General features: G+C 69.2%; 21 protein-coding genes and 1 pseudogene. 10 read left to right on the forward strand and 12 right to left on the reverse strand.

Going from position 1 to position 23,704, the window contains the following annotated elements:
* Window positions 1-3 precede the first annotated feature (3 nt).
* Both ACFQ6S_RS05740 and ACFQ6S_RS05745 read right to left on the reverse strand, forming a co-directional pair.
* A complete protein-coding gene (locus ACFQ6S_RS05740) occupies window positions 4-1,065 on the reverse strand; it encodes an AraC family transcriptional regulator (RefSeq protein WP_383404005.1) in 1,062 nt (353 codons plus the stop codon).
* Between the two features lie 100 nt (window positions 1,066-1,165).
* The gene (locus ACFQ6S_RS05745) at window positions 1,166-2,917 is read right to left on the reverse strand and encodes a cellulase family glycosylhydrolase (RefSeq protein ID WP_383404007.1); all 1,752 of its coding nucleotides are present in this window, start codon (window positions 2,915-2,917) and stop codon (window positions 1,166-1,168) included.
* Between the two features lie 148 nt (window positions 2,918-3,065).
* Here ACFQ6S_RS05745 and ACFQ6S_RS05750 point away from each other — a divergent pair, with 148 nt between their 5' ends.
* Window positions 3,066-3,395, forward strand: a complete 330-nt coding sequence (locus ACFQ6S_RS05750) for a histidine kinase (protein ID WP_383404009.1) — start codon at window positions 3,066-3,068, stop codon at window positions 3,393-3,395.
* Window positions 3,396-3,432: 37 nt separating this feature from the next.
* Window positions 3,433-3,675 carry a hypothetical protein gene (locus tag ACFQ6S_RS05755; protein WP_383404012.1) on the forward strand — a complete coding sequence of 81 codons (243 nt, stop codon included), beginning with the start codon at window positions 3,433-3,435 and terminating at the stop codon, window positions 3,673-3,675.
* Here the strand turns inward: ACFQ6S_RS05755 and ACFQ6S_RS05760 are convergent.
* Window positions 3,669-4,853, reverse strand: a complete 1,185-nt coding sequence (locus ACFQ6S_RS05760; RefSeq protein ID WP_383404014.1) for a PucR family transcriptional regulator — start codon at window positions 4,851-4,853, stop codon at window positions 3,669-3,671. The genes ACFQ6S_RS05755 and ACFQ6S_RS05760 overlap by 7 nt on opposite strands.
* A gap of 149 nt (window positions 4,854-5,002) precedes the next feature.
* On the opposite strand from ACFQ6S_RS05760, the gene ACFQ6S_RS05765 reads away from it, so the two are divergent.
* On the forward strand, window positions 5,003-6,490 hold the full coding sequence (locus ACFQ6S_RS05765) for a long-chain fatty acid--CoA ligase (protein WP_383404017.1): 1,488 nt from the start codon (window positions 5,003-5,005) through the stop codon (window positions 6,488-6,490).
* A 1,097-nt stretch (window positions 6,491-7,587) separates the two neighbouring features.
* Here the strand turns inward: ACFQ6S_RS05765 and ACFQ6S_RS05770 are convergent.
* Entirely contained in the window at window positions 7,588-8,196 is a 609-nt protein-coding gene (locus ACFQ6S_RS05770; protein ID WP_383404019.1) for a TetR/AcrR family transcriptional regulator, read from the reverse strand.
* Window positions 8,197-8,328: 132 nt separating this feature from the next.
* Between ACFQ6S_RS05770 and ACFQ6S_RS05775 the strand changes: the two genes are divergently transcribed.
* The 3 genes from ACFQ6S_RS05775 (at window position 8,329) to ACFQ6S_RS05785 (ending at window position 10,686) form a co-directional block, all read left to right on the forward strand.
* Window positions 8,329-9,090 carry an SDR family NAD(P)-dependent oxidoreductase gene (locus ACFQ6S_RS05775; RefSeq protein ID WP_383404022.1) on the forward strand — a complete coding sequence of 254 codons (762 nt, stop codon included), beginning with the start codon at window positions 8,329-8,331 and terminating at the stop codon, window positions 9,088-9,090.
* Window positions 9,091-9,133: 43 nt separating this feature from the next.
* Complete coding sequence (locus tag ACFQ6S_RS05780; protein WP_383404024.1) at window positions 9,134-9,547, forward strand: DUF4345 domain-containing protein; 414 nt, start codon at window positions 9,134-9,136, stop codon at window positions 9,545-9,547.
* Between the two features lie 662 nt (window positions 9,548-10,209).
* Window positions 10,210-10,686, forward strand: a complete 477-nt coding sequence (locus ACFQ6S_RS05785; protein ID WP_383404027.1) for a type 1 glutamine amidotransferase domain-containing protein — start codon at window positions 10,210-10,212, stop codon at window positions 10,684-10,686.
* 504 nt (window positions 10,687-11,190) lie between these two features.
* Here ACFQ6S_RS05785 and ACFQ6S_RS05790 read toward each other — a convergent pair.
* Window positions 11,191-11,841, reverse strand: coding sequence for a class I SAM-dependent methyltransferase (locus ACFQ6S_RS05790; RefSeq protein ID WP_383404030.1), 651 nt, complete (start codon window positions 11,839-11,841; stop codon window positions 11,191-11,193).
* 1,492 nt (window positions 11,842-13,333) lie between these two features.
* Window positions 13,334-13,750 carry a MarR family winged helix-turn-helix transcriptional regulator gene (locus ACFQ6S_RS05795; protein WP_383404032.1) on the reverse strand — a complete coding sequence of 139 codons (417 nt, stop codon included), beginning with the start codon at window positions 13,748-13,750 and terminating at the stop codon, window positions 13,334-13,336.
* Window positions 13,751-13,866: 116 nt separating this feature from the next.
* Between ACFQ6S_RS05795 and ACFQ6S_RS05800 the strand changes: the two genes are divergently transcribed.
* The 4 genes from ACFQ6S_RS05800 to ACFQ6S_RS05815 all read left to right on the forward strand — a co-directional run bounded on the left by ACFQ6S_RS05800 (window position 13,867) and on the right by ACFQ6S_RS05815 (window position 18,011).
* Entirely contained in the window at window positions 13,867-15,456 is a 1,590-nt protein-coding gene (locus ACFQ6S_RS05800; RefSeq protein ID WP_383404035.1) for an MFS transporter, read from the forward strand.
* A gap of 79 nt (window positions 15,457-15,535) precedes the next feature.
* Window positions 15,536-16,888: an aldehyde dehydrogenase family protein gene (locus tag ACFQ6S_RS05805; RefSeq protein ID WP_383404038.1), complete on the forward strand. Its 1,353-nt coding sequence runs from the start codon at window positions 15,536-15,538 to the stop codon at window positions 16,886-16,888.
* Window positions 16,889-16,991: 103 nt separating this feature from the next.
* Complete coding sequence (locus ACFQ6S_RS05810) at window positions 16,992-17,375, forward strand: PPOX class F420-dependent oxidoreductase (RefSeq protein ID WP_383404346.1); 384 nt, start codon at window positions 16,992-16,994, stop codon at window positions 17,373-17,375.
* A 111-nt stretch (window positions 17,376-17,486) separates the two neighbouring features.
* Window positions 17,487-18,011 (forward strand): hypothetical protein, encoded by a 525-nt coding sequence (locus ACFQ6S_RS05815; protein ID WP_383404041.1) that lies wholly within the window; start codon window positions 17,487-17,489, stop codon window positions 18,009-18,011.
* A 79-nt stretch (window positions 18,012-18,090) separates the two neighbouring features.
* Here ACFQ6S_RS05815 and ACFQ6S_RS05820 read toward each other — a convergent pair.
* From ACFQ6S_RS05820 to ACFQ6S_RS05845, 6 genes and pseudogenes are all read right to left on the reverse strand, one after another.
* A pseudogene (locus ACFQ6S_RS05820) lies at window positions 18,091-18,369 on the reverse strand (ATP-binding protein); the annotation flags it as partial.
* A 512-nt stretch (window positions 18,370-18,881) separates the two neighbouring features.
* Entirely contained in the window at window positions 18,882-19,091 is a 210-nt protein-coding gene (locus ACFQ6S_RS05825; RefSeq protein ID WP_383404044.1) for a DUF317 domain-containing protein, read from the reverse strand.
* Between the two features lie 321 nt (window positions 19,092-19,412).
* Window positions 19,413-20,660 (reverse strand): ThuA domain-containing protein, encoded by a 1,248-nt coding sequence (locus tag ACFQ6S_RS05830; protein WP_383404047.1) that lies wholly within the window; start codon window positions 20,658-20,660, stop codon window positions 19,413-19,415.
* A 651-nt stretch (window positions 20,661-21,311) separates the two neighbouring features.
* Window positions 21,312-21,515, reverse strand: coding sequence for a hypothetical protein (locus ACFQ6S_RS05835; protein ID WP_383404050.1), 204 nt, complete (start codon window positions 21,513-21,515; stop codon window positions 21,312-21,314).
* A 104-nt stretch (window positions 21,516-21,619) separates the two neighbouring features.
* Window positions 21,620-22,243 (reverse strand): hypothetical protein, encoded by a 624-nt coding sequence (locus ACFQ6S_RS05840; RefSeq protein ID WP_383404053.1) that lies wholly within the window; start codon window positions 22,241-22,243, stop codon window positions 21,620-21,622.
* A 255-nt stretch (window positions 22,244-22,498) separates the two neighbouring features.
* Window positions 22,499-23,563: an LLM class flavin-dependent oxidoreductase gene (locus ACFQ6S_RS05845; RefSeq protein ID WP_383404056.1), complete on the reverse strand. Its 1,065-nt coding sequence runs from the start codon at window positions 23,561-23,563 to the stop codon at window positions 22,499-22,501.
* Between the last annotated feature and the right edge of the window lie 141 nt (window positions 23,564-23,704).

A 23,704-nucleotide genomic window follows, 5' to 3' on the forward strand; every position in this document is an offset into this window, starting at 1 on the left:
CCGTCACTGGCCCGTGCCCTCCTCGCGCAGCCGGGCCGGGGTCACCCCGTGCCAGCGGTGCACCGCCCGCCGCAGCGCTCGCACGTCGGAGAAACCCGCCTGCCGGGCGACGTCCCGCAGGGTCGGCTCGGGTCGGCGCAGCAGCTGCTCGACCCGCTCGCGACGCACTCCGTCGACGACCGCCTCGTACGTCGTGCCGCACTCGGCCAGCCGACGGCGCAGCGTGCGCTCACTGGAGGCGTGCCGTCGGGCCTGCTCGACGAAGGACGGAACATCGGGCAGGCTCTGCGCGATCGAGATCTCCAGCACCTCCAGCAGATCCTGCTGATCGCGCCTCGACGCCACCTGTTCCGCCAGCAGCTCCACGACACCGGTGTAGGTGACCCGGTCGCGGCCCGGCATCGGCCGCCCGGCCCACGCCGTGGGGAACACCATGCGGTTCCCCGCGGCGTCGAACCGTACCGGGCACCGGAACAGCTCGGTGAACGGCCCGATGTCGCGCGGGGCGGGAAAGGCGAACTCGACGCTCTGCGGGGCGAATTCCTCCCCGGAGCTCAACCGTGTGAGGGCGACGACGCTGGCGAACGCCTCCTCCGCCAGGAAGACGGCGACCGCCGGATCGAGGGCGGGGTCGGGCAGTGCGGCCCGCAGCACGTAGCCGGCCTCCTCCTGGCCGGCCGACCAGACCACCATCGCCCCGGACAGGTTCTGGAAGCGCACGCCCGTCTCGATGGCCTCCCGCAGGGTCGCCGCGGCCATCTGGGCGAACCCCAGGAGGCCCCAGGAGGTCAGGTGCTGCACGGCACCCACCCGCAGACCCAGGTGAGCGTCACCGGTGAGCTCCAGCGCACGCCGGATGACGGCACTGCCCTGGCGGTAGGAGACCCGCAGCGCCGCCGAGCCCATCGTCCCCTCGTCCAGCCCGACCCGGCTCAGCTCGGGCCGGAGGTCGACTCCGTACCCGTCGGTGACCGGCGTGAGACAGCGCAAAATGTTCGGCGCGATGGTCGCCGAGGTACTGCGGCTGGTTCCCGGCGACTCCGCCGGGGCAGGGCTCTCGGACATGGCGATCCTTGTGACCGGGCTTTGCTCGCTGTGCACACAGTAGAAGCGTCCTGTCCGAGCCGCCCGCCCAGGAGCCTCCCCGGGCGGGCACCGGCTCAACTCAGGACGTCGTTCCGGTCACCGTGCTTCCCGACTTGGCCACGTGATACGTCACCGTCGCGCCGCTCCAGAAGTGGAAGGTGAGCTTCACCCGCGCGTTGTCCCTCACCGCGTCGAGGAAGGCGGGAGTGAGGCGGATTTCCTTCTTGCCGTAGTCCGGCGCGAAGGCGGTGTTGAACTGCTGGTACGGAGTCCAACTGGTCGGACCGGCGTTGCCGCCGTCGGCGTACTCGGCCTTCATCGTGGCCAGCACGTCACCCCGGAACTGCGTGGGGATGCGGAACGAACCGGCCGTTCCGGTCGTGCCCGACTGCGCCGGGGCGTCGTGGGAGATCACCCGGATCCGCCAGGGGACGCCTCGGGAGAATTCGGCCTGGAGCGTCGCCTTGACCCCGTAGGAACGGTCACCGACCAGCCGGGTGAGCGTGGCCGCCTTCAGGGTGAGCCGGTTGCCGGAGAGGGTGTAGTCCCTGCCGCTGACCAGCTTGGCGGTGCCCTGCTTGAGGGCCTTGAAGGCCGCCCCGTTGAGGTTCAGTGTGAGCGTACGGTCCTTGACTGGACCGGACTTCGGTACGAATACGTCGTCCGAGGAAGCGGTTGCCGATCGCGTCGTCCAGCTCGACTTGAGCTGCTGGAAGAGCCCCGCGTCCTTCCACTGGAGTTTGTCGCGGTCGTAGAAGGAGCCGTTGTCCCACAGCACGGTGGTGACCTTGTTGCTCCGGGCGGCGTGGCCGAGCGCCTCGAAGTACTTCAGCATCTCGCCGCGTTCCACGGCGCCGGGACCGTGGTCGTAGCCGAGCAGGCCGTACTCGCCGAGGACGACGGGGATGCCCCGGGCGACGAAGGTGTCGCGCATCCGCTTGAACGTCTTGTCCAGGTCTCCCCGGGCCTGCGCGTCGAAGCGGGTGGAGCCCGCGACGTTCACGCTGAACGGGAAGTAGCCGTAGTAGTGCACGGTGGCGATCAGCCGGGGGTCGTGCAGCGACTTGATCGTCGTGGCCAGGTTGTCCATCAGCCGCTGGTCGGGGGTGCAGACCTCGGTGGGCAGCATGAGCAGGCGCTTGGCGTTGTTGCCTCCCGACGCGCGCACGACCTTGTGGAAGGACGTGTTCAGCTCATTGAGCAGCTCGGCCTGGCGAGCGTTGTCGGCGTTGTCGAACTTGGGCTCGTTGATGCTTTCGAAGACCAGCTTGGCGGACTCGTTCCGGAACGCCGTGGCGAGCTGCTTCCAGGTCGTGCTGAAGCGGGCCAGCACCTTGTCGTGCTCGGTGGACATCGTCCCGGCCCACTGCCATGAGTCGTGATGGACGTCGAGGACGACGTAGAAGCCCTCGTCGATCGCCCAGTCGACGACCTGCCTGACACGGCTCAAGTACGCCGGATCGATGGTGTAGTCCGGCGCGGCTCCCTGGTGGTCGCTCCAAGTCACCGGGATGCGGATGCTGTTGAAGCCCTGCGCGCGGATCTTGGCCAGGAAGGCCTTGGTGGTACGGGGTTGACCCCACGACGTCTCGTCGGGAATGGCGTCCAGAGTGTTGCCCAGGTTCCATCCAGGTTGCATTGCGGCCACGGCCGCCATCGCGCTGTCGGGAACCGGGGCCGGGGCGGCGGACGCCTCAGGCTTGGCGTCGTCGCCGAACGCCCCGAAGACCGTGCCGTAGGCGACGACGCCCGCGGCGACCAGCGCCAGCGGTGTACCCACTGCGAGCCGAAGCCGGCGCCGGCGGTGCTGTGGGGCCTGCTGCTTGTTCATTGCTCATCCGTTCTGGAAGATCGAGCCGGTGTCGGTCCTTAGTGGCCGCCGATGGGCGGGAGGTTGCCGTCGATCACAGGCAATGCACAGAAACGGCCACCGCCCTCGCAGAGGTACCGGCTGCTCAACCTGCCTCGGGACGTTCGTCTTGGTCGCGGTCGCGGTCGCGGTCGCGGACGGGCAGATGCTGCGGAGCGGAGAGGGCTCGACGCCCTCGCTTGTCGCGTCCTGGCTGCTGATCGCCGCGGTGTGCGGAGCACCGCTGTTCCGGCGCCGGTATCCGGTGGCGGTGGGCTGGTTCACGGCGCTGGCCACGGGTGACTACCACCTGTTGAGCAATGTGCAAGCGGGTGCGGCGCTTCATCGACTGAAGAAGGATGCGGCACAGGCCGAGGAGGCGCTCGGTGCGATCAAAGCGGGGAGCCGGGAGACCCTGCGGGAGCTTCGGGCCAGCCGGGGGGCTCCGCCAGGTCGATGAGGAAGCGCCCACGGCACCCGCGCCGGGACTCGGCCGGGTGGACGAGCTGGCGCCTTCGGCGAAGCCGACGGGGCTCACGGAGATCGTTCGCACCGGGGCGGAACGCTCGCTGCCCGCCCCGGTCGATCTGGCCGCGTACCGGATCGCGAGGAGCCATCTGCCCCAATTACTCAACGCTGCCGTGCGCGCCCCGTGGCTCGTCGCGGATCGATGCCGGTACTTCGTCGTTCAGACCTGCGACACCTCGGACGCCAGCAGAAGTACGCAGCCAAGTTACTGAATGACGTCACTGAATGAAGCGCCCGCCCGGCGGAGCGCTAGGAGGGCCGCGCCGATGTCCGCCACCGCTCGTGGATCGGACAGCGGGCGGCCCGCCAACTCCTCGACGCGGCGCAGCCGGTAGCGGACGGTGTTGGGGTGGACGAAGAGATTCCGCGACGCGTCCGTGGCGGAGCCGGCGGCGGCATACCAGTGCTCCAGGGTGTCCAGGAGACGGGAACGCTCCGCTGCCGGCAGATCGAGCAGGGGCTGGAGGACCACCTCCACGAGGTGCGCCGCCTCGGCCGGGGCGGCGGCGAGAACCATGGCCAGCGGGTTGTCGTCGAACCGCGCGACGCCGGGGCCGGTGCCCTGGAGGCCGACCAGAGCCAGACGGGCGAAGCGCAGAGCCCTGGGGGTGTCCTGCAGGGAGTGAAAGCACGGGCTGACGCCTACGCGGGCGCCCGACCGGCGCAGGATGCTCAGACAGGTGCTCTCCGCCGTCGCCGTGGGCAGGGCGGCCAGACCGATCTGCTGGTCGGGCAGCAGCCGCCAGGCGAAGGGGACTTGGGCCTGACGCAGCGCTGCTTCCGTCCCCGCCAGCGGCTCCTCGCCGGGCGCGTCGGCCGCCGCCGCGGCGACCACATAGGGTCCCCGGTCGGGCAGACCCAGCTCGCGGGCGGCCTCCCACAGCGTGCGGTCGGCGATGACTCCGGTGAACAGCGCCTCCACCAGCGCCGAGCGGCGTGCCTGACGCCGTGAGGTCAGCTCGGCGGTCGTCTCCCGGTAGGCCGCCGCCACCGCCTCCGCGTAGCGGCCGAACAGGGCCCAGATCTCCGCGGACTGGGACACCAGTTGGGCATCGGTGACCTCGGGACGGTTGCGTGCCTCGGCGAGGATGTCCGTCCACAGGAGCTCGAAGCCGATCCGGTACGCGTGCAGGGTGTCCGCCAGCGGCACGCCCTGCTCGGCGCGGATGCGGCCGGTCTCGCGCGCCGGGCTGGGGTCCTGCGCGCCCGCGCGGCCGAGCTGGTCCAGGAGCAGGTCCGCGTTGGCGGTGCACGAGCGGCGCAGCGAGTCGAAGGGGATCAGCGACTCGTCTTTGTAGGCATCGACGTCCGAGCGGATGCGCTGCGCCATCCGCTCGCCCAGTTCCGGCAGCCTCGCCTGAAGCGCCGAGACCACCCCTGTGAGGTTCATTCCCGCAGCGTAACGCCCCTGTTTTGTCCTCGGGAACAATCCGGGAGGCCAGACGCTGTCATGGCCCATATAGGCCGTCGCCACCGACATCTGCACGATGTCGTCAACGTGAACAGCGCATTTCGACGGTGACATTCGTGGAGGCGGTCATGGCCAATCTGGCTCAGTTCCTGGTGGAGACGGCACGGCGGCAGCCGGAACGCCCCGCGCTGCGACTGGGCGGCCAGGTCACCAGCTACGCGGAGCTCGACGAAGGCAGCGCCCGCGCCGCCGCGCTGCTGCGGGCCGAGGGCGTACGGCCGGGAGACCGGGTCGCTCTGATGCTGCCCAACGTTCCCGAGTTCGTCGTCCTGTACTACGGCGTGCTGCGCGCCGGGGCGGTCGTGGTGCCGATGAACCCGCTGCTCAAGACCCGGGAGACCGAGTACCACCTGCGCGACTCGGGCGCGCAGATGCTCTTCGAGTGGCATCAGGCGCCGGGGGAGGGCGCGCAGGGGGCGACCGCCGCCGGAGTGCGGCACAGGGCCGTCGAGCCCGCCGCCTTCGCGGGCCTCCTGGCTGAACACGCGCCGCTGCCGCAGGTGAGCGAGCCGGACGGTGAGGACGTGGCCGTGCTGCTGTACACCTCCGGCACCACCGGCCGCCCCAAGGGCGCCACCCTCACCCACACCGGGCTCCGGCACAACACCGAGGTCAACGCGGTCGAGGTGCAGCGGATGACGGCCCAGGACGTGGTCGTGGGCTGTCTGCCGCTGTTCCACATCTTCGGCCAGGTCTGCACGATGAGCGTGACCGTCCGCGCCGGTGCCTCGCTCACCCTGATCCCCCGCTTCGACCCGCAGACCGTGCTGGACGCCATCGCCCGCGACCGGGCGACGATCTTCGAGGGCGTACCGACCATGTACGCGGCACTGCTCCAGCACCCGTCCGAGGCCGACGTGTCCACGCTGCGGATGTGCGTCTCCGGCGGAGCCTCACTGCCGGTGGAGATCCTGCACGGCTTCGAGCGGCGCTTCGGCTGCGTGGTGCTGGAGGGCTTCGGCATGTCCGAGACGAGTCCGGTGGTCACCTTCAACCACCCCGACCGGCCGCGCAAGGCCGGGTCCATCGGTACCCCGATCAGGGACGTGGAAGTGCGGCTCCTCGACGACAAGGGCCAGGACGTGGCTCCCGGCGAGATCGGCGAACTGGCCGTTCGCGGGCCGAACGTGATGAAGGGGTACTGGAACCGCCCGGAGGAGACCTCGGCCACCATCCCGGACGGCTGGCTACGCAGTGGTGACCTCGCGCGCCAGGACGAGGACGGCTACCTGTACATCGTCGACCGCAAGAAGGACATGATCATCCGCGGCGGCTACAACGTCTACCCTCGCGAGATCGAGGAGGTGCTCCACGAGCACCCGGCCGTCGCGCTGGCCGCGGTGGTGGGCGTGGCCCACGCGCATCTGGGCGAAGAGATCGCGGCCGCGGTGGTGCTGCGCCCGAGGGCGCAGGTCACGCCCGACGAGCTCCGGCAGTTCGTGAAGGAGCGGGTGGCGGCGTACAAGTACCCGCGCGAGGTGTGGCTCGTGGACACGCTGCCGACCGGCCCCAGCGGCAAGATCCTCAAAAGGGAGATCAGCGCGCCGACGGTATGAGGTCGACGTGGTCGACTCGGCCAGGGATCGACGAGCAGCAACGCCTACGCGCCCCCGGGTTCTCGCCGGCTCCCGGCCGACGACCGGCGGCGACACCAGATGACTTGGCAGAGCGGTTACGCCTGTTCGGGTGCCACTTCTCTCCGCCTGATCCGTGGCCGGGACCGTTTGGTGCCGCCCTTCAGACTGCCGCAGCGGCCTGCTAGTCACTCGTGGCCAGACTCTCGCCACTTCCGAGAACGACTGGACGGCTCACGGCTTTCGGCCTTGTCGGCCAGGGCGGCGCCCAGCTATCCGATGGCGCGCACTTCCTCCGTCCGTGCCAGGAGGCTTGGCCCGCGTGCCGGCGCACGTCGAAGCGGCTACCGTCACCCGCCATATCGCGACCCTCAAGCCAATGGAGTTCGCGCTGCTCCATTCGCCGGCGGCAGCAACCTGGAGAAGACCCGCGCCTCACCGAGCCGTCCGCGCCCGACGACGACCTGCGCGTGATCGCCCACCAGCTGATGGACGCCGTCGGTCTGCAGCGCGGCCGTCGACCACGTCCGCGACAGGCTCGGGCCCGGCGTCATCGGACGCGCCGCCGTCCTGCGCCGCGCCTTCTGCCCTAGGCCGCTCGCGGAGGTGGAACTCCTTGATATTTGATCCGTCCGGGATGCTCCCGGTCTGGCCGCAAGGGCTGCCGCCCTGGCCGTCCCTCCAGGCTGTTGACGAGGTCCTGGTCCACCGCGGTATCCCGCCGGGAACTGTCCGCTGCGACTACGCCTGACCTCCGTCACCGCCCGGGTGGGTCTTCACCTTCGACGCCGCGACAGACAAGGCCCTCCGGGCAGCAGCAGCCCGTGGGGGATCCCACAAACGGACCACCCCGCTGGCGCGTGGCCGCCCAGGGCGTTATCTACGAGAGGTAGAATGACCGGTAACCCTACCTCACAGAGACGCCTCGGCCTTCCGGGCGGGACTGCCAACCGGGCAAGGAACTGCCAGTGGGTCCCGGTGCATGTCGAACAGAGATGAAGAGCTCCATGAAGCCAATCCGCGCCCCGGCTTGCCCGGGGTCCAACAGAGGGCCGGTGTTTCGCGCGGCCTCGATGGGGTCAGCCTCCCGACCGGATCAGCCGGACCGCATCGAGCAGGGTCTTGTGGGCGGCTGTCGAGTCGTCCAGGTAGCCGGCTGCCATCGCACCGTCGTACAGCATCAGCAGTGCACCGGCGGCCGACTCCGGGTCGGTGTGGCCGAGCCGGGTGAGCAGGTCCTGGAAGAGGGTGCGGATCCAGTCCCGGTGGGATGTCACCAGGGCGCGGACCGGGTGGTCGGCGTCCGGGTATTCGGCGGCCGCGTTCAGGAACGGCGATCCGCGAAAGCCGCGCTCGCGGGCGTGCTCGGCGATCGCCTCGAAGATCAGGTCGATCGCCTCCGCGGGCGGGTGTCCGGCGGCCAGCGGTTCGGCCACCTCCTTGTAGTAGGCGTCCTTGGTCAGCAGATAGGCCACGACCAGGTCGTCCTTGGAGGCGAAGTGCCGGTAGAAGGTCACCTTCGTCACCCCGGCCTCGGAGATCAGCCGTTCCACGCCGACCGCGCGTACGCCCTCGTAATAGAACAGCCGCGACGCGGCCTGCACGAGGCGTTCGCGAGGCGGGAGGTCTGCCACGGTCTTGGCCCCCTGATGTCCGGCGTTGGTGGTCTTCTTCCCAGTGATGCTCACTTCCCCATTGTGCCCTCGGCCCGGGCCTGAGAGGCCTGCACCCCTCTACGGCCCCATCAGCAGGACCGTATCCCCCTTATCCCGCACGGCTCGCAGCAAGGTGGCCGTGCCGCGTATCGAAAGGCTTGAACGATGACTCGTCGTCTTGAAGGAACCGTCGCCCTTGTCACCGGAGCATCCAGCGGCATCGGCCACGCCACCGCCCTGGAGCTTGCCCGCGAGGGCGCGTCGGTGGCCGTGGTCGGCCGGCGTGAGGACCGGCTCACCGACCTCGCCGCGGAAATCTCCAACGCCGGTGGCAAGGCCCTGGTCGTGCCCGCTGACATCACCACCGCCGAGGCCGCCGCGGAAGCGGTCGAGCGGACTGTCAACGGCCTGGGCCGCCTGGACACGCTGGTCAACAACGCCGGCCTCATGCTGCTCGGTCCCGCCCCCGGTGCGGACCTGAACGACTGGCGGCGCATGATCGACATCAACCTCATGGGCCTGATGTACACCGCCCATGCGGCCGTCCCCCACTTGGTCAAGGCCGCCGCCGAGGAGCCGCGTCGGGTCGCCGACATCGTCAACGTCGGCTCGCTCGCCGGCCGCAACGCCTACGCCATGTCCGCCGTGTACAGCGCCACCAAGTTCGGCGTCGGTGCCTTCAGCGAGGCGCTGCGCCAGGAACTGACACGCCAGCACGTCCGCGTGTCGGTCATCGAGCCGGGCAGCGTCGACACCGAACTGCGCACGCACAACCCCGACGTCATCCAGCAGCACATCGTCGCCGCCCTCGGCGACATCGAGCGGCTGCAGAGCCAGGACATCGCCGACACCGTCGGCTACATCGTCACCCGCCCCCGGCACGTGGCCGTCGCCGAACTGCTCGTACGCCCCACCGAGCAGGCCTGAACACCGACACCGGGGCCAACTCCGAGACAAGCAAGGAGTCATGATGGCGGCCGGCACCCCTGTCACAGCAGCCAACACCATCGTCCGTGTCTGCCTGCTGCTGGCCGCTGCCATCGCGCTCGGAGACGGCCTGCAACAACTGGCGCAGGGAGGCCCAGCGGGCACGGCGGACGCGGACAACGCGCACCGCTTCCTGGCGGGCGTCTACGTAGGCTGGGCTCCCCTGTTCGCCTGGGTGGCGGCAACGATCCGCTGGCAGGGAGTACTCGTCTACTTCCTGGCCGTCCCGATCTTCCTCGGTGGCATCGGGCGGCTGGTCTCCTTCGCCCGGGACGGCATGCCCAGCCCGGCGGGAGTCTTCCTCGCCTCCGCCCTCCTGGAGTTCGTCCTCCCGATCGTCATCGTCTGGGCGCACTCCATCGCACTCAGGTCCAGACGAGTGGTGGCCGCCGCCTGAGGCGGCGATCCCGGGCGGCAGAGCGGCAGGAGGCACGATGCGTCGAATTGGGCTCGGCGTTGCGGGGTCGGCTCGCCAGATTTTCGCCGCCGCCAGGAGCTGCTCGCGGACGAGTGTCACGTTCGGGTTGGTGGAGCTGCCCGGGCGTTGGACGAGGTAGGCGGTGTTGATCGGCGGTCCTCCGGCTGGTGCGGCGACCGGAGGGCGCCGGAGGTGAGTTCGCTCTGGCAGAGACAGCCGGGCAGGACGCTCCAGCTGGCGCCGGCGCCGGTGCCGACGGCAGTGAGGAAGCTGCGCAGGTCGGGGACGGTGATCGCGAGCGGCGGTTGGGCCAGCCCGATGGCTACCGGCAGTCGTTCGTCCGCGTGGGACAGCGGGGTGACGCCTTGCGCTCGGCGGTCGAACAGCTCGCGGCCCAGGGGGTTCTCCAGGGCGGGGAAGAGTCATCGGGGCATCGATACCTGGCATCGGTCTCTTCCTTGGCGCGGTTACTTCAGCAGTTTTGGTTTTGAGACCTAAGAGCACTGGGTTCTATCGACCACCAGCGTCGGTGTCGTGCTTCCTCACCCGGTTCCGAATGCGCAGTCGGCCGACATTGTTTCTACGACAAGGCGGTCAAGGACGGCCACACCGTGGATGTGGTCAGCCCGGCGGGCGGAGAGGTGCCCCTCGACCCGCGAAGCCTCGGCCGGTCGTTCGCCGACCAGACGGTTCGCAATTATCGAGCCGACCCGGCCTTCATGGCCTCCCTGAAGTCCACGGCTTCTATTGCCGGCGAGGATCCGGACGACTACTCCACGATCTTCTTCACGGGTGGACACGGCACCATGTGGGACTTTCCCGACAATGCCGACCTGCGAGGAACAGCCGAGGCCATCTACGCCGGGGGCGGCATCGTCTCATCGGTCCGCCACGGCGCCTGCGCCCTCATCAACCTTCATGACGCCGACGGGAATCCACTCGTACAGAACCGCACTGTCACAGGCTTCGCGACGGTCGAGGAAAGACTTGCCGCCGTGAAGAGCAGGGTGCCGTTCCTCCTGGAGGACGAACTGCGCGCGAAGGGAGCCAAGTATGTGCGCTCCACCGTCCCGATGAAGCCGCACGACGTGCGCGACGGCCGCCTGACCACGGGCTAGATCCCCGTGTCCACCAAGGCCGTCAGCGACTTGATTCTCACTGCCTTGGCCGAGACCCAGTAACCAGTACAGAAACCTGGGGCGCCGGCAGCTGCGAGGCGTCACCCGATAAACCGAGCTCGAAGAAACGGCATCATGTCGAAGATCCTTTTGTGATGGCGGGCGCCGACCACCGGACGCCGGGGACGGCACCGAGCCCCGACCGGCTTCTGGGCCGAGGAGGCCCCGGGTCACCCCCTACGAGGCGTTCACAGCCGCCGGCCACGAGCTCGTCATCGCCATGCCGGGCGGCGTCGTGCCGCCCTAGAGCAGGGCAGCCTGGCTCCTCCATCAGCGAGATCCGGCGCCCCATCAGGCTGGAGGACGTCGACCTCGCCGACTACGCCGCCGTCTTCTACCCCTGGACGAGGAGCCGGCGATGCCCCACGAGACCTTCACACAGGCTGTCCGGGAGATCACCATCGCGACCCCAAGTGGCGTCAGGCCCGCCCTTGTTCAAGGGGGTCACGTGCGGGGTCTGCGTGCATGAAGGACGAAGGCGGGGGGTGTGTTGCGCCATATGGTGCGGCTGGGGACGACTTCCTCGAAGCGGTCGGCCAACAGGTCGCGGAACCGGCGAGCGGGAGTGAGGGGAACGGCGTGGAGGTAGGTGAACGCGGTGAAGGCCCCCGCCGGGGCGAGCACCGCGGCTGTCGCGTCCATGAGCTGGTGCTGGGTGGGGGTGGGAAAGAGGGCCCAGGGCAGGCCGCTGACCACCACGTCGGCGCGCTCGATGCCGCGATCGTCCAGCAGATGGCGCAGATGAACGGCGTCGCGCTGGATCACCTCCGCACCCGGGTGGCGGTGGCGCAGACGCTGGGCGAGGAGCGGATCGATCTCGACGGCCAGGTGGCGGCCGCGTCCGCCGAGCCGGCGCTGGATCTCGGCGGTGAACGGCCCGGTGCCGGCACCCAGTTCCACCACGACGGGCTCACCGCGTTCGGGCACCGGAGCGCAGACCGCCTCGGCCAGGTGCCGCGAGCTGGGCGCGATGGCCCCCATGCGGGCCGGTGAGCGCACCCACTGTCGCAGGAACAGGGTGTAGTCGTTCGGCTCCTGCGAGGGCGTGCAGAGACGGCACTGCCGGGCTGTGCGGCGCGCGGTGCTGGTGGTCATGTCGATGCCCTTGTCGGGGAGTGCGGATGCTCGATCGTGTCGGCGTGAAGGGGCAATGCGCGGTGAGGTCCGTTTGGTGGTGCAGTGGCCGGTTCTGTTGAAGGCGGGAGGGCTGGAAGGGCGACGTCGACGCTGGAATACGCGGCGCCTCCTGCCGGCCCTTCGCCTCCAAGGAGGACTTGGTCGTGTCCCATCTGGTGACCAAGGGCGCCTACTGCCGTGAGGGGGCCGTACCGCTGGCGGCCGGACACCCGCCCGAGGAGGCAATCGACCGATGGCAGCCCGGCTATCTGGACGACTCGACGGCCGCCCACAAGAGGCTGACCCCGACCAGGGCCGCGCGAGATCGGTCGCCCAGGGCGTCGCGCACCGGCTCGGAACTGGCCAACTGGTCCCTGGCGCAACGCGTCAGGCTGGCGAGGGACTCACCTGCGGGGGTGACCCCAATGGGGGAGCGGATTGGTTTCATGGAGATTCTTCATCCCTGTTTGACGTGCACCGGGAACCCCGTGGCAGTCCTTGCTAGGTAGGATGACCGGTAACTCTACTGCGCTCGACGATAGCTCCCCCCGGTGGCCTCGTGCCAGTACTCGGCCCGACTGAGGCATCCCTCACTCGTCCACCACCGACATGGAAGACCTCCTGGTGCCGCAAGAATCCGGAGATCACCCGCCTGACCCCGCAGCGGCAGGCCGGCCACGCCGCGTTCTTGACCGCGACCGCGCGTAGGTCGACCGCGTCTGTGCGTGGGTCGACGGCATCCATTTCAACGTCCGCCCGGAAGAGGCCAAGCCTGCGTACTCGTCCTTGTCGGCGTACGCGCGGGCGGACGGCGCCAGGAGCTGGTCGCGCTCAAGGACGGCTACCGCGAGTCGGGCGGGTCCAGACGTTCACCCGGCTCCGCAACGCGTAGTCCCCGAGGCGGTCGAGAAGATCACCGACGACGAGGGCGAGCTGCGGGTGTACGACTCCCCACCGAACGCTGGGTCCATCTGGGGACGAGCGAGCCCGCTGAGTCCACTTTCGCCACAGCCCACCTCGACCCGACCCTTGTCAACCGACGGTTGCGCGGGGCCGAGCCTCGCGGATCAACGCCAGCGTCTCTTCGGCTTCGGCTCACTGTGGCTGTCGGCGAAAGGCGCCCGGAACCGCGAGTGACCGTCCTTGGGTGCGGACGCCGTACACGTTCCTGCACTCACCGCCGGGCGAACATACCGACAACACGATGCCACCGCCGTCGGTCCGTCGACGCGGCCGGCGCCACCACCACCGCGACGCCGACGGGACGAGGCCAAGAGGCCGGTCCATCACTGTTTCCTCGCCGATCGGCGACGTCGAGACCGATCCGTACGTCGGTAACCGCAGTGACGCTTCAGACACTGGATGAGAACCGTCATCGCCTCCGCCACCCCCACGAACGCGAGTCATCCGACGTACAGGTCTCGACTATTCAGTCACCGCTCCGTGTTCGACGGAACGGCACCTGCCCACATCAGCGCGGGAACACGACCGTCAGCAGGCGGAAGAGCTCGGCGCGCTCTTCGTCGGACAGTTTGTCCAGGCCGGTCTGCGTCTGCTCCATACGCTCACGGATCGCGTCGATTGCCTTCTGACCCGTCTCGGTGAGGGCGACGTTCTTCACACGGCGGTCGGTGGTGCTGACCTCGCGGTGGACCAGGTCACGCTTTTCGAGCCGGTCGATGATCCCGGTCATGTTCGACGCGTCACAGGCGAGGGTGGTCGCCAGCGAGCGCATCGAGGCGGGCGCGCGGCGCAGCACGGTGAGGGTCTTTGCCTGGCTGGAGGTCAGGCCCATGTCGGCGGCCGCGGCCGTGAAGTCGGCGTAGTGCGTACTGACCGAATGGGCGAGCAGCTCCATGAGCTGCGCCTTGGACGGGATGGGTGGCATGCGTCGAGAGTACCGCGCAAAGCTTGAACACCTCAACCTTTGACATCTACCGGCGTCTTATTATTTGATGTCTTCAAGCATCGAGTACCTCAATGGTTTGACTCCTCGACCATCCAATGCTTCCGCCCTTCGGGCGACCACAACCTTCCACCGGAAAGAAGACCGTGAAGTCCTCCCTCGCCGCCGCGCCGGAACGCCGCACCGGCAGCCTCAGCCTCGTCCTGGTGCTGGGCCTTGCCGCCATGGTCGTGTCGATGATGCAGACCCTGGTCATCCCGATCCTCGGCATCATCCAGAACGACCTCGACGCCACCACGGCCCAGGTCAGCTGGGTCACCACCGCCACGCTGCTGTCGGCCGCGGTGTTCACGCCGCTGCTGGGCCGCCTCGGTGACCAGCGCGGGACGAAGCCGACGCTGCTCGGCGTGCTGGTGGTGATGGTCGCAGGATCAGTGCTTGCCGCGACCACGAGTTCGATGCTGTGGCTCATCGTGGCCCGTGTGATGCAGGGTGCCGCCACCGCGATCTTCCCGCTCGCGCTGTCCGTGCTGCGCCAGGAGGTCGCACCCGCGCGGCTGCCCGGCGCCATGGCCCTGGTCAGCGGGACGCTCGGGTTCGGCAGCGGCCTCGCCCTGGTGAGCGCCGGCCTGCTGACCACGGGTGCCGACCCCGACTATCACCTGGTCTTCTGGCTGGCCGCCGCGCTCGCCGTCGCCGCCCTGATCGCGGTTGCGGTCGTCGTCCCCGCGCCGCGGACCCGGACGGGCGGGCGCACCGACTGGCTCGGCGCCGCAGGTCTCGCCCTGCTGCTCGTGCTGATCCTGCTGCCCATCTCGCAGGGGCACACCTGGGGCTGGACCTCGGCCCGCACGCTCGCCCTGTTCGCCGGCGCCGTCGTCACGGCGGCCCTCTGGGTCGTCGTCGAACGCAGGGTCCGGGACCCGCTGGTCGACATGAAGATGTTCGTCCACCGGCCGGTGCTGTTCACCAACGTCGCCGGGCTGCTCGTCGGGTTCGCCATGTTCGCGCAGTTCATCGGCGTCTCCTACCTCGTCCAGACGCCCTCCGAGATCGCCGGCTACGGCTTCGGCGCCTCCGTCCTGCGCGCCTCCGTCGTCTACCTGCTGCCCTCCGCTCTCGTCTCGCTGGTCGCCGCACAGTTCGGAGGCGTGCTGGTGCGCCGCATCGGTGCGCGTCTCACCCTCGCCGCCGGTGCCGTCTTCGGCGTCGTCGGGTTCGCCTGGCTGACCCTCGCCCACGACACCACCGCGTCGGTGATCCTGGCCGGCATGGTCGTCGGCGTCGCCATCAGCTTCGGCTACGCCGCGATGCCCGCCCTGATCGTGGCCGGTGTTCCCCACCACCAGACCGGCATCGCCAACGGCATCAACTCCATCTCCCGCTCCACCGGCAGTGCGATCGGCAGCGCGGTCGTCACCTCGCTGCTCGCCTCGAAGACGCTCGACAACCTGCCCGCCGGAGTCCCCGCGCTGCCCGCCGAGAGCCAGTACACCCTCAGCTTCGCCCTCGCGGGCATGGCGTTCCTGCTGGTCATCGGCGTGGCCATGGTCGGCCTGGCGATCCGCCGAAGGCCTGCGTCGTCCGCCATCGGAAAGCCCGCCGCGTCGAGCGACGAAGGCGAACCCACGCTCGCCCCGTCGAGCGACGGCGAGACCACGCCCGAACGCACGGCTGTCACGGCCTGACCGCAACACCGGCCCGGCCACGACGTTCCTTCCCCTCGATGCCGACCGGCTCTCCCTCCGATCCGAACAGGACACGACCGTGACCGACACCAAGGCAGCCTTCACCCTCGACGACACCTTCACCGCCGCCGAAGCCACCGCGCTGGTCGACCGGCTGCGCGCCACCTTCCGCGCCGGCCGCACCAAGCCCCTGGCCTGGCGCCGACAGCAGCTGACCCGCCTGCGCGACCTGCTCACCGACAACCGCGCGGCGATAGCCGACGCCCTCTACGCCGACCTGCGCAAGAACCGCGCCGAGGTCGACGCCATGGAGATCGGCACCACGATCGTCGAGATCGACGACTACCTGGAGCACCTGGAGGAGTGGACAGCCCCGCAGCCCGCCCCCGTGACGGTGCCCGGCGTCCCCGGCAGCACCGCCCGCACCCAGTTCGACCCCCTGGGTGTCGCCCTCGTCATCTCGGCGTGGAACTACCCGATCAACCTGCTGCTCGTGCCCGTCGCGGGCGCACTCGCCGCCGGGAACGCCGTCGTCATCAAGCCCGCCGAATACGCCGCCCACACCTCGGCACTGCTGGCCGAGCTGCTGCCCGCGTACCTGGACACCGACGCGACCGCGGTCGTCGAGGGCGGCGCGCCGGAGACCACGGTGCTGCTGGAGCAGCACTTCGACCACATCTTCTACACGGGCAACGGCACCGTCGGCCGCATCGTGATGACCGCCGCCGCGAAGAACCTCACCCCCGTCGCCCTCGAACTCGGCGGTAAGCCACCGGTGTTCGTGGACCGGGACGCCGACATCACCACGGTCGCGCAGCGCCTGGCGCAGACGAAGTTCGCCAACGCCGGACAGACCTGCGTCGCCCCCGACTACGTCCTGACCGACCCGGACACCGCGACCGAGCTGCAGGCCGCCCTGGTCGTCGCGATCAAGGGGCAGTTCGGTGAGGATCCGCAGACCTCCGGCGCCTACGGACGGATCATCAACGAGCGGCACTTCGACCGGCTGTCCGCGTTGCTGGGCTCCGGCCACCCCGTCACCGGCGGGCAGACCGATCGCGCGGACGCGTACATCGCCCCGACCGTGCTGGCCGATGTCCGGCCCGACGAGCCCGTGATGCAGGAGGAGATCTTCGGCCCCATCCTGCCGATCCTGACCGTGGCGGACCTGGACGAGGCGATCGCGTTCATCAACGACCGTGACAAGCCGCTCGCCCTGTACGCCTTCACCGAGAACAACACCACCAAGCGGCGCCTCGCCGCCGAGACCTCCTCGGGCGGTCTCAACTTCGGCCTGCCGATGCACCACCTCGCCGTGCCGACGCTTCCGTTCGGCGGTGTAGGTGAGAGCGGCATGGGCAACTACCACGGCCGCTACTCCATCGAGACCTTCAGTCACCGCAAGGCCGTCCTCGACGTGCCCCTGAGCTGAAACCTCCACTGAAGAAGGCCTCCCCATGCACGAAGTGACATCGCAGTACGCCACGCCGGTGGCCGACGACCCCGAACTCGGCAGCAAGGAGCAGAAACGAGCCATGAACGACACGCTGTTGGAGCAGCTCGGCGCCGGCAAGTACATGCTGATCACCAGCTACCGCAAGAACGGCACCCCGGTCGCCACCCCGGTGTGGGTGGTGCGCGACGGAGACACCCTGGGCGTGCGGACCCCCGCAGACTCCTGGAAGGTCAAGCGGATCCGGGCCCGCGGCGACATCCTCGTTGGCCCCTGCGACCTGCGCGGCAACCCGACGGGCGATCCGGTCCCGGCCACCGCCGAGATCACCGACGCGGCTACCGGCGTCCGCTACCGCTCACTCATCGCGCGCAAGTACGGCATCGTCGGCCGCCTCATGATCTTCGACAGCTGGCTGCGGGGAGCGAACCGGACGCTGGGCATCCGTGTGCGGCTCACACCGTGACGGATTGACGCATCATCAGCTCCCGCATCGGGCGCCGCCTGTCGGATGGCGTTGGTGAATGCCATCAGACGGTCACGGCACACAAGAGCGAACCTTCAAGGGGGTCGGACTATGGAGACAACGCTGAGTCAGCAGCAGGCGGTACCCGGCACCTTCACCGCCTTCGCCCGCTTCGTACTCTTCGGCGGCGGAGTGGGGCTCGCCTCCAGCTTCGCCGTGGCGGCCCTCGCCTCCTGGATCTACTGGGGCCTGGCCAACGCTCTGATCACCGCGGCTTCCACGCTCCTCGCCACCGAGTTGCATGCCCGCTTCACCTTCGGCGCAGGCGAGCGCGCGACCTGGCGCCAGCATGCGCAGTCGGCTGGGTCCGCGGCGGCCGCGTATGCGGTGACCTCCGTGGCGATGCTTGCCCTGCAGCAACTGGTGGCGGCACCCGGTGTGGTACTCGAGCAAGTCGTCTACCTGTCCGCCTCCGCATTCGCCGGTGTCGCGCGGTTCGCGGTGCTGCGCCTCGTTGTCTTCAGGCGGAGCCGCTCGCAGGCCGCGGCCACAGTTCGCGCCGCCCGTCACGTGCACGCGACCGCGGCCTGCACCGCAATACCCGCAGGCCCAGTGATGCTGAGCCGCGCCGCCTGACCCTCCCACCGGGCCGGCCCGCTCCGCGGGACGAGGAGCCTCGCCGTGGACCGACGTCCACATCACGCCCCAGCGGCGGTGCGCCAGCGATCAGTAGGGCGGCCTGGGCGGGCTTGAGGTGAGTGGTGTCGATGACCTCGGCCTCCTCGTGTAGCCAGGTGGCCGCCTCGGCATAGGGCTTGAGGCATTTGAGGCGGAATGGGGAGGGGCCAACAAGAGTGTCTCCCGATGCGCCTCCGGAGGGTGTCTTGGCCGAGTGGAGGTCGAAGTGCCGTACTGGGATGGCATGTTGAACGAGGCCCATGCTGATCTCGCGCCAATACTGCTCGACCAGGACAGCCATGGCCATCACCAGAGTGCTGGTTTCGGACATCGTCCAGGGCGTAGTGGAGAGTGTGCTGGTGGGTCTGCTCCCAGGCGGCTGTGCGCAACTCGTCGAGCGTGAGGTCGGTGGCCGTACTGCGCGGGGTGTTCGGGGATCCTGCACGGCGTGGTGGAGGACGCGCGGGGTGTCGGCGAGCTGGACGGGCAGGCCCGTGTACTCGTCCAGGAGGGGCTCGACGAGGGTGAGTGCCTTCACCGGGTCGGGATTCTCGCGCAGATAGTCGGTGAGGTCAGACCGGGTTTCGGTCGCGGTGCGGATGGTGTCCGGGGTGAGTGCGGGCACCAGGTACTTGGAACGGGGCGTCGGGTCAGGGGCGGGTTCGGGCGCCGCCGGCCGGGGTGTAGGGACGGGCGTTGTAGGCGGCCGGGCATTCTGGGCGCTGTTGCGGGCCCAGGTGGCGGCGCGGGTCGCCGTGATCCGCGCCTGCTGCCATGCGATGAGCTGGGCGGGCTTGACGGAGACCGACCAGGTGCGGATCTGCGCGCTCAACGGAACGCGTCCGCGCGGGCGATCACGGGATTGGGGCTGGCGAGTTCAGCCGAGAACCCTTGCGCCGGGTGTATCGGAGTTTTCGGCGAGTAGTTGGCCGTCCAGACGTTGCCCTGGTTGTCCTTCGCTCCGGTGCACCACATCGCCTCGCCGTCGAGGCCATGGTGATACTGAATCCACGCGGTGCGGTCGGGGCTGGTCGTCATGCTGTGTTCGCCCTCGACACGCGTATGCCAGTCCTGCTCATCCTGGGGCGCCCAGACGGTGGCTGCGTGGGCGGGGGGCGAGGGCGTCGGTCCTGGCTGGCGACGATCTCCACCGGGACCTGCTGGCCGCTCACAGCGACCACGATGCTGCCTGAGGGCTGAACTCTGGTCACCGACGACTCGGCCGCCCCCAGCGTCGTTGCGAACTGCGGACTCACGGCGAGACCACCGCGCCTCACGGAAACGGCCCCGCCGCCCGCCGACTCTTTGAGACGCGACGGCGACTCGTCGGCGGGCGGACGGGGCCAGGATCACCCCCCGTCAGGGCTGTTCGGCCAGGCGGAAGGACTGCGCAGCCGAGTCGTTGCAGGTGCGCTGCACCAGCTGCACGCCGTTCGCCGAACTGCCCGTGGAGCTCAGGCACTTGCCGCTGTGCCGCGCGACGAAGTGGTAGCTTCCCGATGACTCCCGCACGGGACGCCACTGCTGGTTGCCGCCACCGCCGTAGGACCACAACTGCAGGGGCGCGTCGTCGGCGGTCGAGACGCCGGTGACATCGACGACCTGCTGGGGATTGCTGCGGATCGCGATGCGTGCGTAGCCACTGTCCGTGGGGCGGAACTGGAACTGCTGGGCCAGGGTCTGGTTGCAGGTGTACTGCTGGATCGCGGTGCCGTTGGCCGTTGCCGCCGCCCGGGCGTCGACGCAGGCGCCGTTCGCGGTGTTGGCCAGTGAGTACCAGGCCGTGTCCGAGATCGGGTCGGTGGGTGTGGGGGTGCCACTCGCGCCTGCGAGCCACTTGAGCCCGTCGACGAGGAAGCGGTTCTGGGTGGGGCTGTCGAAGGTGGACGACAGTCGTGTGTTGGTGGCGTAGTTCATGGCGTTGTGGCCGAAGTTGGCGTACAGCATCCGGTACTGGGTGTTGGTCCACAGGATCGGGTAGTAGCCGCTGTACCAGGACTGGTTGGGGTCGGTACCCAGAGGGAAGCTCGACGGATCGACGGACGCCAGGATCTTGATGTTCGGGTTGGTGCGCAGGTCGTTGGACCAGCTGTACCACTCGCTGACCGCCGAGGTGAACGTCGAGGGAAGACCGGTGGTGGACGGGTGGGTCCGGTCCTCGGTACGTAGCACTGCGGTCGTCGGCCCCCAGGTGTTGGAACGGAAGTTTCCGCTGCCGAGGAAGGTGTTGTAGTACCAGGGCCACGATCCGGCGTCCGTGGTGAACGCCGAGACATGGAAGCCCATCCAGCCGCCGCCGGCCCGCACGTACCGCTCGAATCCGGCCCGCTGTGCCGCGCTGTCCGGCGCGTCGTCGAGGAAGAGGACGACCTGGTAGTCGTTCACGCCGCCGTTCGCGAGGAGATCCCAGTTGGTCGTCGCGGTGTAGGTGAAGTTGTTCTGGGCTCCGGTGCGCGGAAACCACTCGTTGGCTTCCTTCACGAAGTCGATGTGCGCGGCGTCCCAGGTGCCGTTGTAGAAGGCGATGACTTTGAAGGCGGGTGCCTGGGGTGCGACGGAAGCAGCGGGCGAGGCGGGTGTCGGGGCTGCTGTAAGTCCCAGCACCATCGCAAGCCCTGCCAACAGCCGTACTGCGAGCCGCCTCACGGGCGATTCACCGGGTTGGCGTCGTGGAGTGTGAGGCATGTCTTCTCCTCGGCCGACGAAGCGGCTGTGTGGGGGAAGGTCGTTCGGCGTGGGCATGACACGGTACTTATTTCACTGCATGATTTAAGGAGGGCGGGAATGCACTGTCAAGGCTTTGGTATAGGCCAATCGCTATGCCCGGCCCGGCAACCCCAGCCCGTCGGCAGTCCGGACGGGTCGCTGCGCTGTCGTGGGCCACGACTCAGGGTCGGCGGTTCGCTGGGCACCGGGTCAGATCCGCGGCCACCGTCGCAGCCAGGCGTGAGATGCATGCGGGAGGGATTCGTAAGGCGCGGCCCAGGCGTGTCGCGGAAGCGACCGGATGGCCTTGGCCGCGTGTGTCCGGCAGTTGGGGCGGCTGAGGTGCATTCCGTCGGCCCGTGACGCCAAAGGCGAAGCGGGCCGACGCTCTTCATGCAGCGCTTCCGTGTGATGGTTGCCGCGGCTGAGGCCAAAGCAGGATAGGAAGTCGCGGGCGTCGTAGGCGCTGGACCCAGCTCCGATCACCAGCAAGGACCGGAAGCCGCCGGATTGCGCACCAGACTGGCACCGCAGGCTGCCGATGGACCGAGCTCAGGACGAGGGGGAGTACCTGGGATGTACGTTCATCGCCGCAGCCTGGTTCGGGTCAACTACCGCAACGCGTACGGCTTCGTCTGCATCTTGCTGGCGATCATCGCCCGGGAGGACCCGGGCGCCTTCACGCCGGAGCGGCAGCCGGAGCTCCCGCACCGCGACCTTCTCGATGTCGTCGTCGCCCAGCTCTTGGATCAGCATGCGGAGTGTCACCGTGCACGGCGTGGACCGCATCACCCGCCTGACCGCCCGCGTCGCCAACTGCCGAGGGAGCGGCCGGGGGAGCAGACTTGGCAGGTGGCCGGTCAGGCGCGAGGGCCGCTCGCGTCGTGGTAGCCGAGTTCGAGGTAGCGGGTGCGAGTGCTCCAAGAGCCAAGGTCAGGCGTGTTGGCGAGGACGTCGTGCCAGGGCTGGGCACCGGGAGATGCAGGCTTGCCGGAAGGGTCCCCCTCGTGGTTCGCGGGCAGCGGATGGCCGGGGCGCCCGGCCCAGAGCCGCACTCCTGACCGCGCCTCGGACTCGCTGACCGTCTCCCAGAAACCCATCGAGAACATGCCGGCGAGTTGGTGCATGGCGATGAAACTGGCCACGCCGCTTTCGGGATCCGTGCGGTCCGGGCGCTCGGTGAGCGCGTGCCACAGGATGTACATGTTCGGTGGCCGCACCTCGGGCTGGAAGCGGTACACGAACCTCTCCAGCCTGACCGAGCCCATGCGCGGCAGCTGGATCCGGGTGAGCGGGACGACCTCGTGCTCGCCGCCGGCCCAGGTCAGGCTCTCGTTGCGGCCCATGTAGTCGGGCTCGCTGAACACCGTGACGTGGAGGTGTTCCCTACGATCAGGCCGGCGGTTGTGCAGCAGGCCGGCGCCGGCGACGACGCCGCCCACGGAGGCCAGGCCCGCGAGGAGGATTCTGGTCTTGCGATTCATCGCGACGCGGCACCTCGCTTCTGACGGGACGGGCGCCTCCATCATGGGGCACCGGCGCCCCGTCGATCTACCGTTCGGCCCGGTACCCAGGAGTGGACCTCAATAGGAACCCGCCACCGGCCTCCCACGTGGCTGCCTGGTCCAACTCAGCGAGCCGGTGCGGACGTTCACCACGTAGGAGGAGGAAGCGAGGCGATTGCAACGCCTTGGCGATCTTGTAGGTGCAGATCATGGGCGTGCGGCCGTCGGTTCCACTCAGGTGAGAAGTTTCGCGAGCTGGGCCATCTCGGAGGGCGGGTCGATCACCGGCTGGATGAGGAGTTCCTCGATGCCGGCCTGTTCCAGGGTGGTGATGCGGGCGAGGATGTCGTCGCGGGTTCCGACCAGGGCCAGGGTGTTCATCAGTGAGGGCAGAACCAGGTCCCGGTCCTGCGGTGCGATGCGTCCAAGGTAGTTGGGGTAGAGCCTGGTGTGCCGGTCCGGCGCGGTGGCCGTGGTGCCGCGCCGGTCGAGGAGCCGCCGCACCGCCTCGCGTTCCTCGGGGCCGAGTTGCTCGTCGAAGGCGGGTGTGTCGGCGGCAGTGTCCGCGGCGAAGGCCAGCAGCGACAGGACGAGGTGGCCCGTCGCGTCCCGGGCCGCGTCGCCGTGTGGATCCTCGTCCTCGGCGAGCAGGTGGAGCGAGGTGACCACGTAGGAGCCCGGGCGCGAGCCGGGTTCGCGCGGTGTGCCGTGGGCGGCCTGGCGGCGGGCGTCGTGCAGCGCCTGCCAGGCGGCGGGGTCCAGCAGGCCGAAGGAGATGAGGCCGGTGCCGTGGCGGCCGGCGACGGCGGCGGCCTGCGGCCCGAGCGCGGCCACGACGAACTCGATCGGGTCGGCGGTGTTCACGTGCCCTCCGGTGTGCAGGAACCGGATGTCGCGGACCCGGTCACCTTCGCGATACTCGGCCGAACGGCCCGCGCACAGGTCCTGCAGTGCGGCAGTGAAGTTCTCCAGCCTGACCGGCGTGGTCGGCCGCATGCCCAGGGTACGCCGGGCGGTGTTTCCGGTGCCGACGCCGCAGATGATCCGGCCCGGTGCCAGGGCGTTGAGGCTGGCGAGCCCGCTCGCGGCGGCCGGGGCCGAGCGCAGCGCCGGTGAGGTCACGCCGATGCCGAGCCTGATGCGGCTGGTGGCCTTCGCGCACAGGCTCAAGGCGACGAAGGGATCGCCGTGGACCATCGGAGTGTCGTTGACCCAGAAGCTGTGCAAGCCCAACTCCTCGGCCCGCACGGCGAGGTCCTCCACACCGGGCTGCGCGGCGACAACGACGCCTGCACGCATCAGAACCTCCAAGGTGTGAGGATCGAAACGAAACCGCCTGCTCAGCATGGCAGATCCCGGCGCAGGGCCGTTGCGGAGTCGCGTGGTCTTGAAGCGTCGCAGGGCGGGGTGGCCGTGCTTGACGCAACGAAGCCCCGTTGA

The organism is Streptomyces sp. NPDC056479 (genome assembly GCF_042795335.1).
Classification (GTDB): domain Bacteria; phylum Actinomycetota; class Actinomycetes; order Streptomycetales; family Streptomycetaceae; genus Streptomyces.

Bases quoted from the DNA above. Each gene is read 5' to 3' on its own strand.
- ACFQ6S_RS05740 (WP_383404005.1), bottom strand. From the start codon at position 1,065: ATGTCCGAGAGCCCTGCCCCGGCGGAGTCGCCGGGAACCAGCCGCAGT.
- ACFQ6S_RS05745 (WP_383404007.1), bottom strand. From the start codon at position 2,917: ATGAACAAGCAGCAGGCCCCACAGCACCGCCGGCGCCGGCTTCGGCTC.
- ACFQ6S_RS05760 (WP_383404014.1), bottom strand. From the start codon at position 4,853: ATGAACCTCACAGGGGTGGTCTCGGCGCTTCAGGCGAGGCTGCCGGAA.
- ACFQ6S_RS05765 (WP_383404017.1), top strand. From the start codon at position 5,003: ATGGCCAATCTGGCTCAGTTCCTGGTGGAGACGGCACGGCGGCAGCCG.
- ACFQ6S_RS05775 (WP_383404022.1), top strand. From the start codon at position 8,329: ATGACTCGTCGTCTTGAAGGAACCGTCGCCCTTGTCACCGGAGCATCC.
- ACFQ6S_RS05780 (WP_383404024.1), top strand. From the start codon at position 9,134: ATGGCGGCCGGCACCCCTGTCACAGCAGCCAACACCATCGTCCGTGTC.
- ACFQ6S_RS05790 (WP_383404030.1), bottom strand. From the start codon at position 11,841: ATGACCACCAGCACCGCGCGCCGCACAGCCCGGCAGTGCCGTCTCTGC.
- ACFQ6S_RS05795 (WP_383404032.1), bottom strand. From the start codon at position 13,750: ATGCCACCCATCCCGTCCAAGGCGCAGCTCATGGAGCTGCTCGCCCAT.
- ACFQ6S_RS05800 (WP_383404035.1), top strand. From the start codon at position 13,867: ATGCTTCCGCCCTTCGGGCGACCACAACCTTCCACCGGAAAGAAGACC.
- ACFQ6S_RS05810 (WP_383404346.1), top strand. From the start codon at position 16,992: ATGAACGACACGCTGTTGGAGCAGCTCGGCGCCGGCAAGTACATGCTG.
- ACFQ6S_RS05815 (WP_383404041.1), top strand. From the start codon at position 17,487: ATGGAGACAACGCTGAGTCAGCAGCAGGCGGTACCCGGCACCTTCACC.
- ACFQ6S_RS05825 (WP_383404044.1), bottom strand. From the start codon at position 19,091: ATGACGACCAGCCCCGACCGCACCGCGTGGATTCAGTATCACCATGGC.
- ACFQ6S_RS05830 (WP_383404047.1), bottom strand. From the start codon at position 20,660: ATGGTGCTGGGACTTACAGCAGCCCCGACACCCGCCTCGCCCGCTGCT.
- ACFQ6S_RS05835 (WP_383404050.1), bottom strand. From the start codon at position 21,515: ATGCTGATCCAAGAGCTGGGCGACGACGACATCGAGAAGGTCGCGGTG.
- ACFQ6S_RS05840 (WP_383404053.1), bottom strand. From the start codon at position 22,243: ATGAATCGCAAGACCAGAATCCTCCTCGCGGGCCTGGCCTCCGTGGGC.
- ACFQ6S_RS05845 (WP_383404056.1), bottom strand. From the start codon at position 23,563: ATGCGTGCAGGCGTCGTTGTCGCCGCGCAGCCCGGTGTGGAGGACCTC.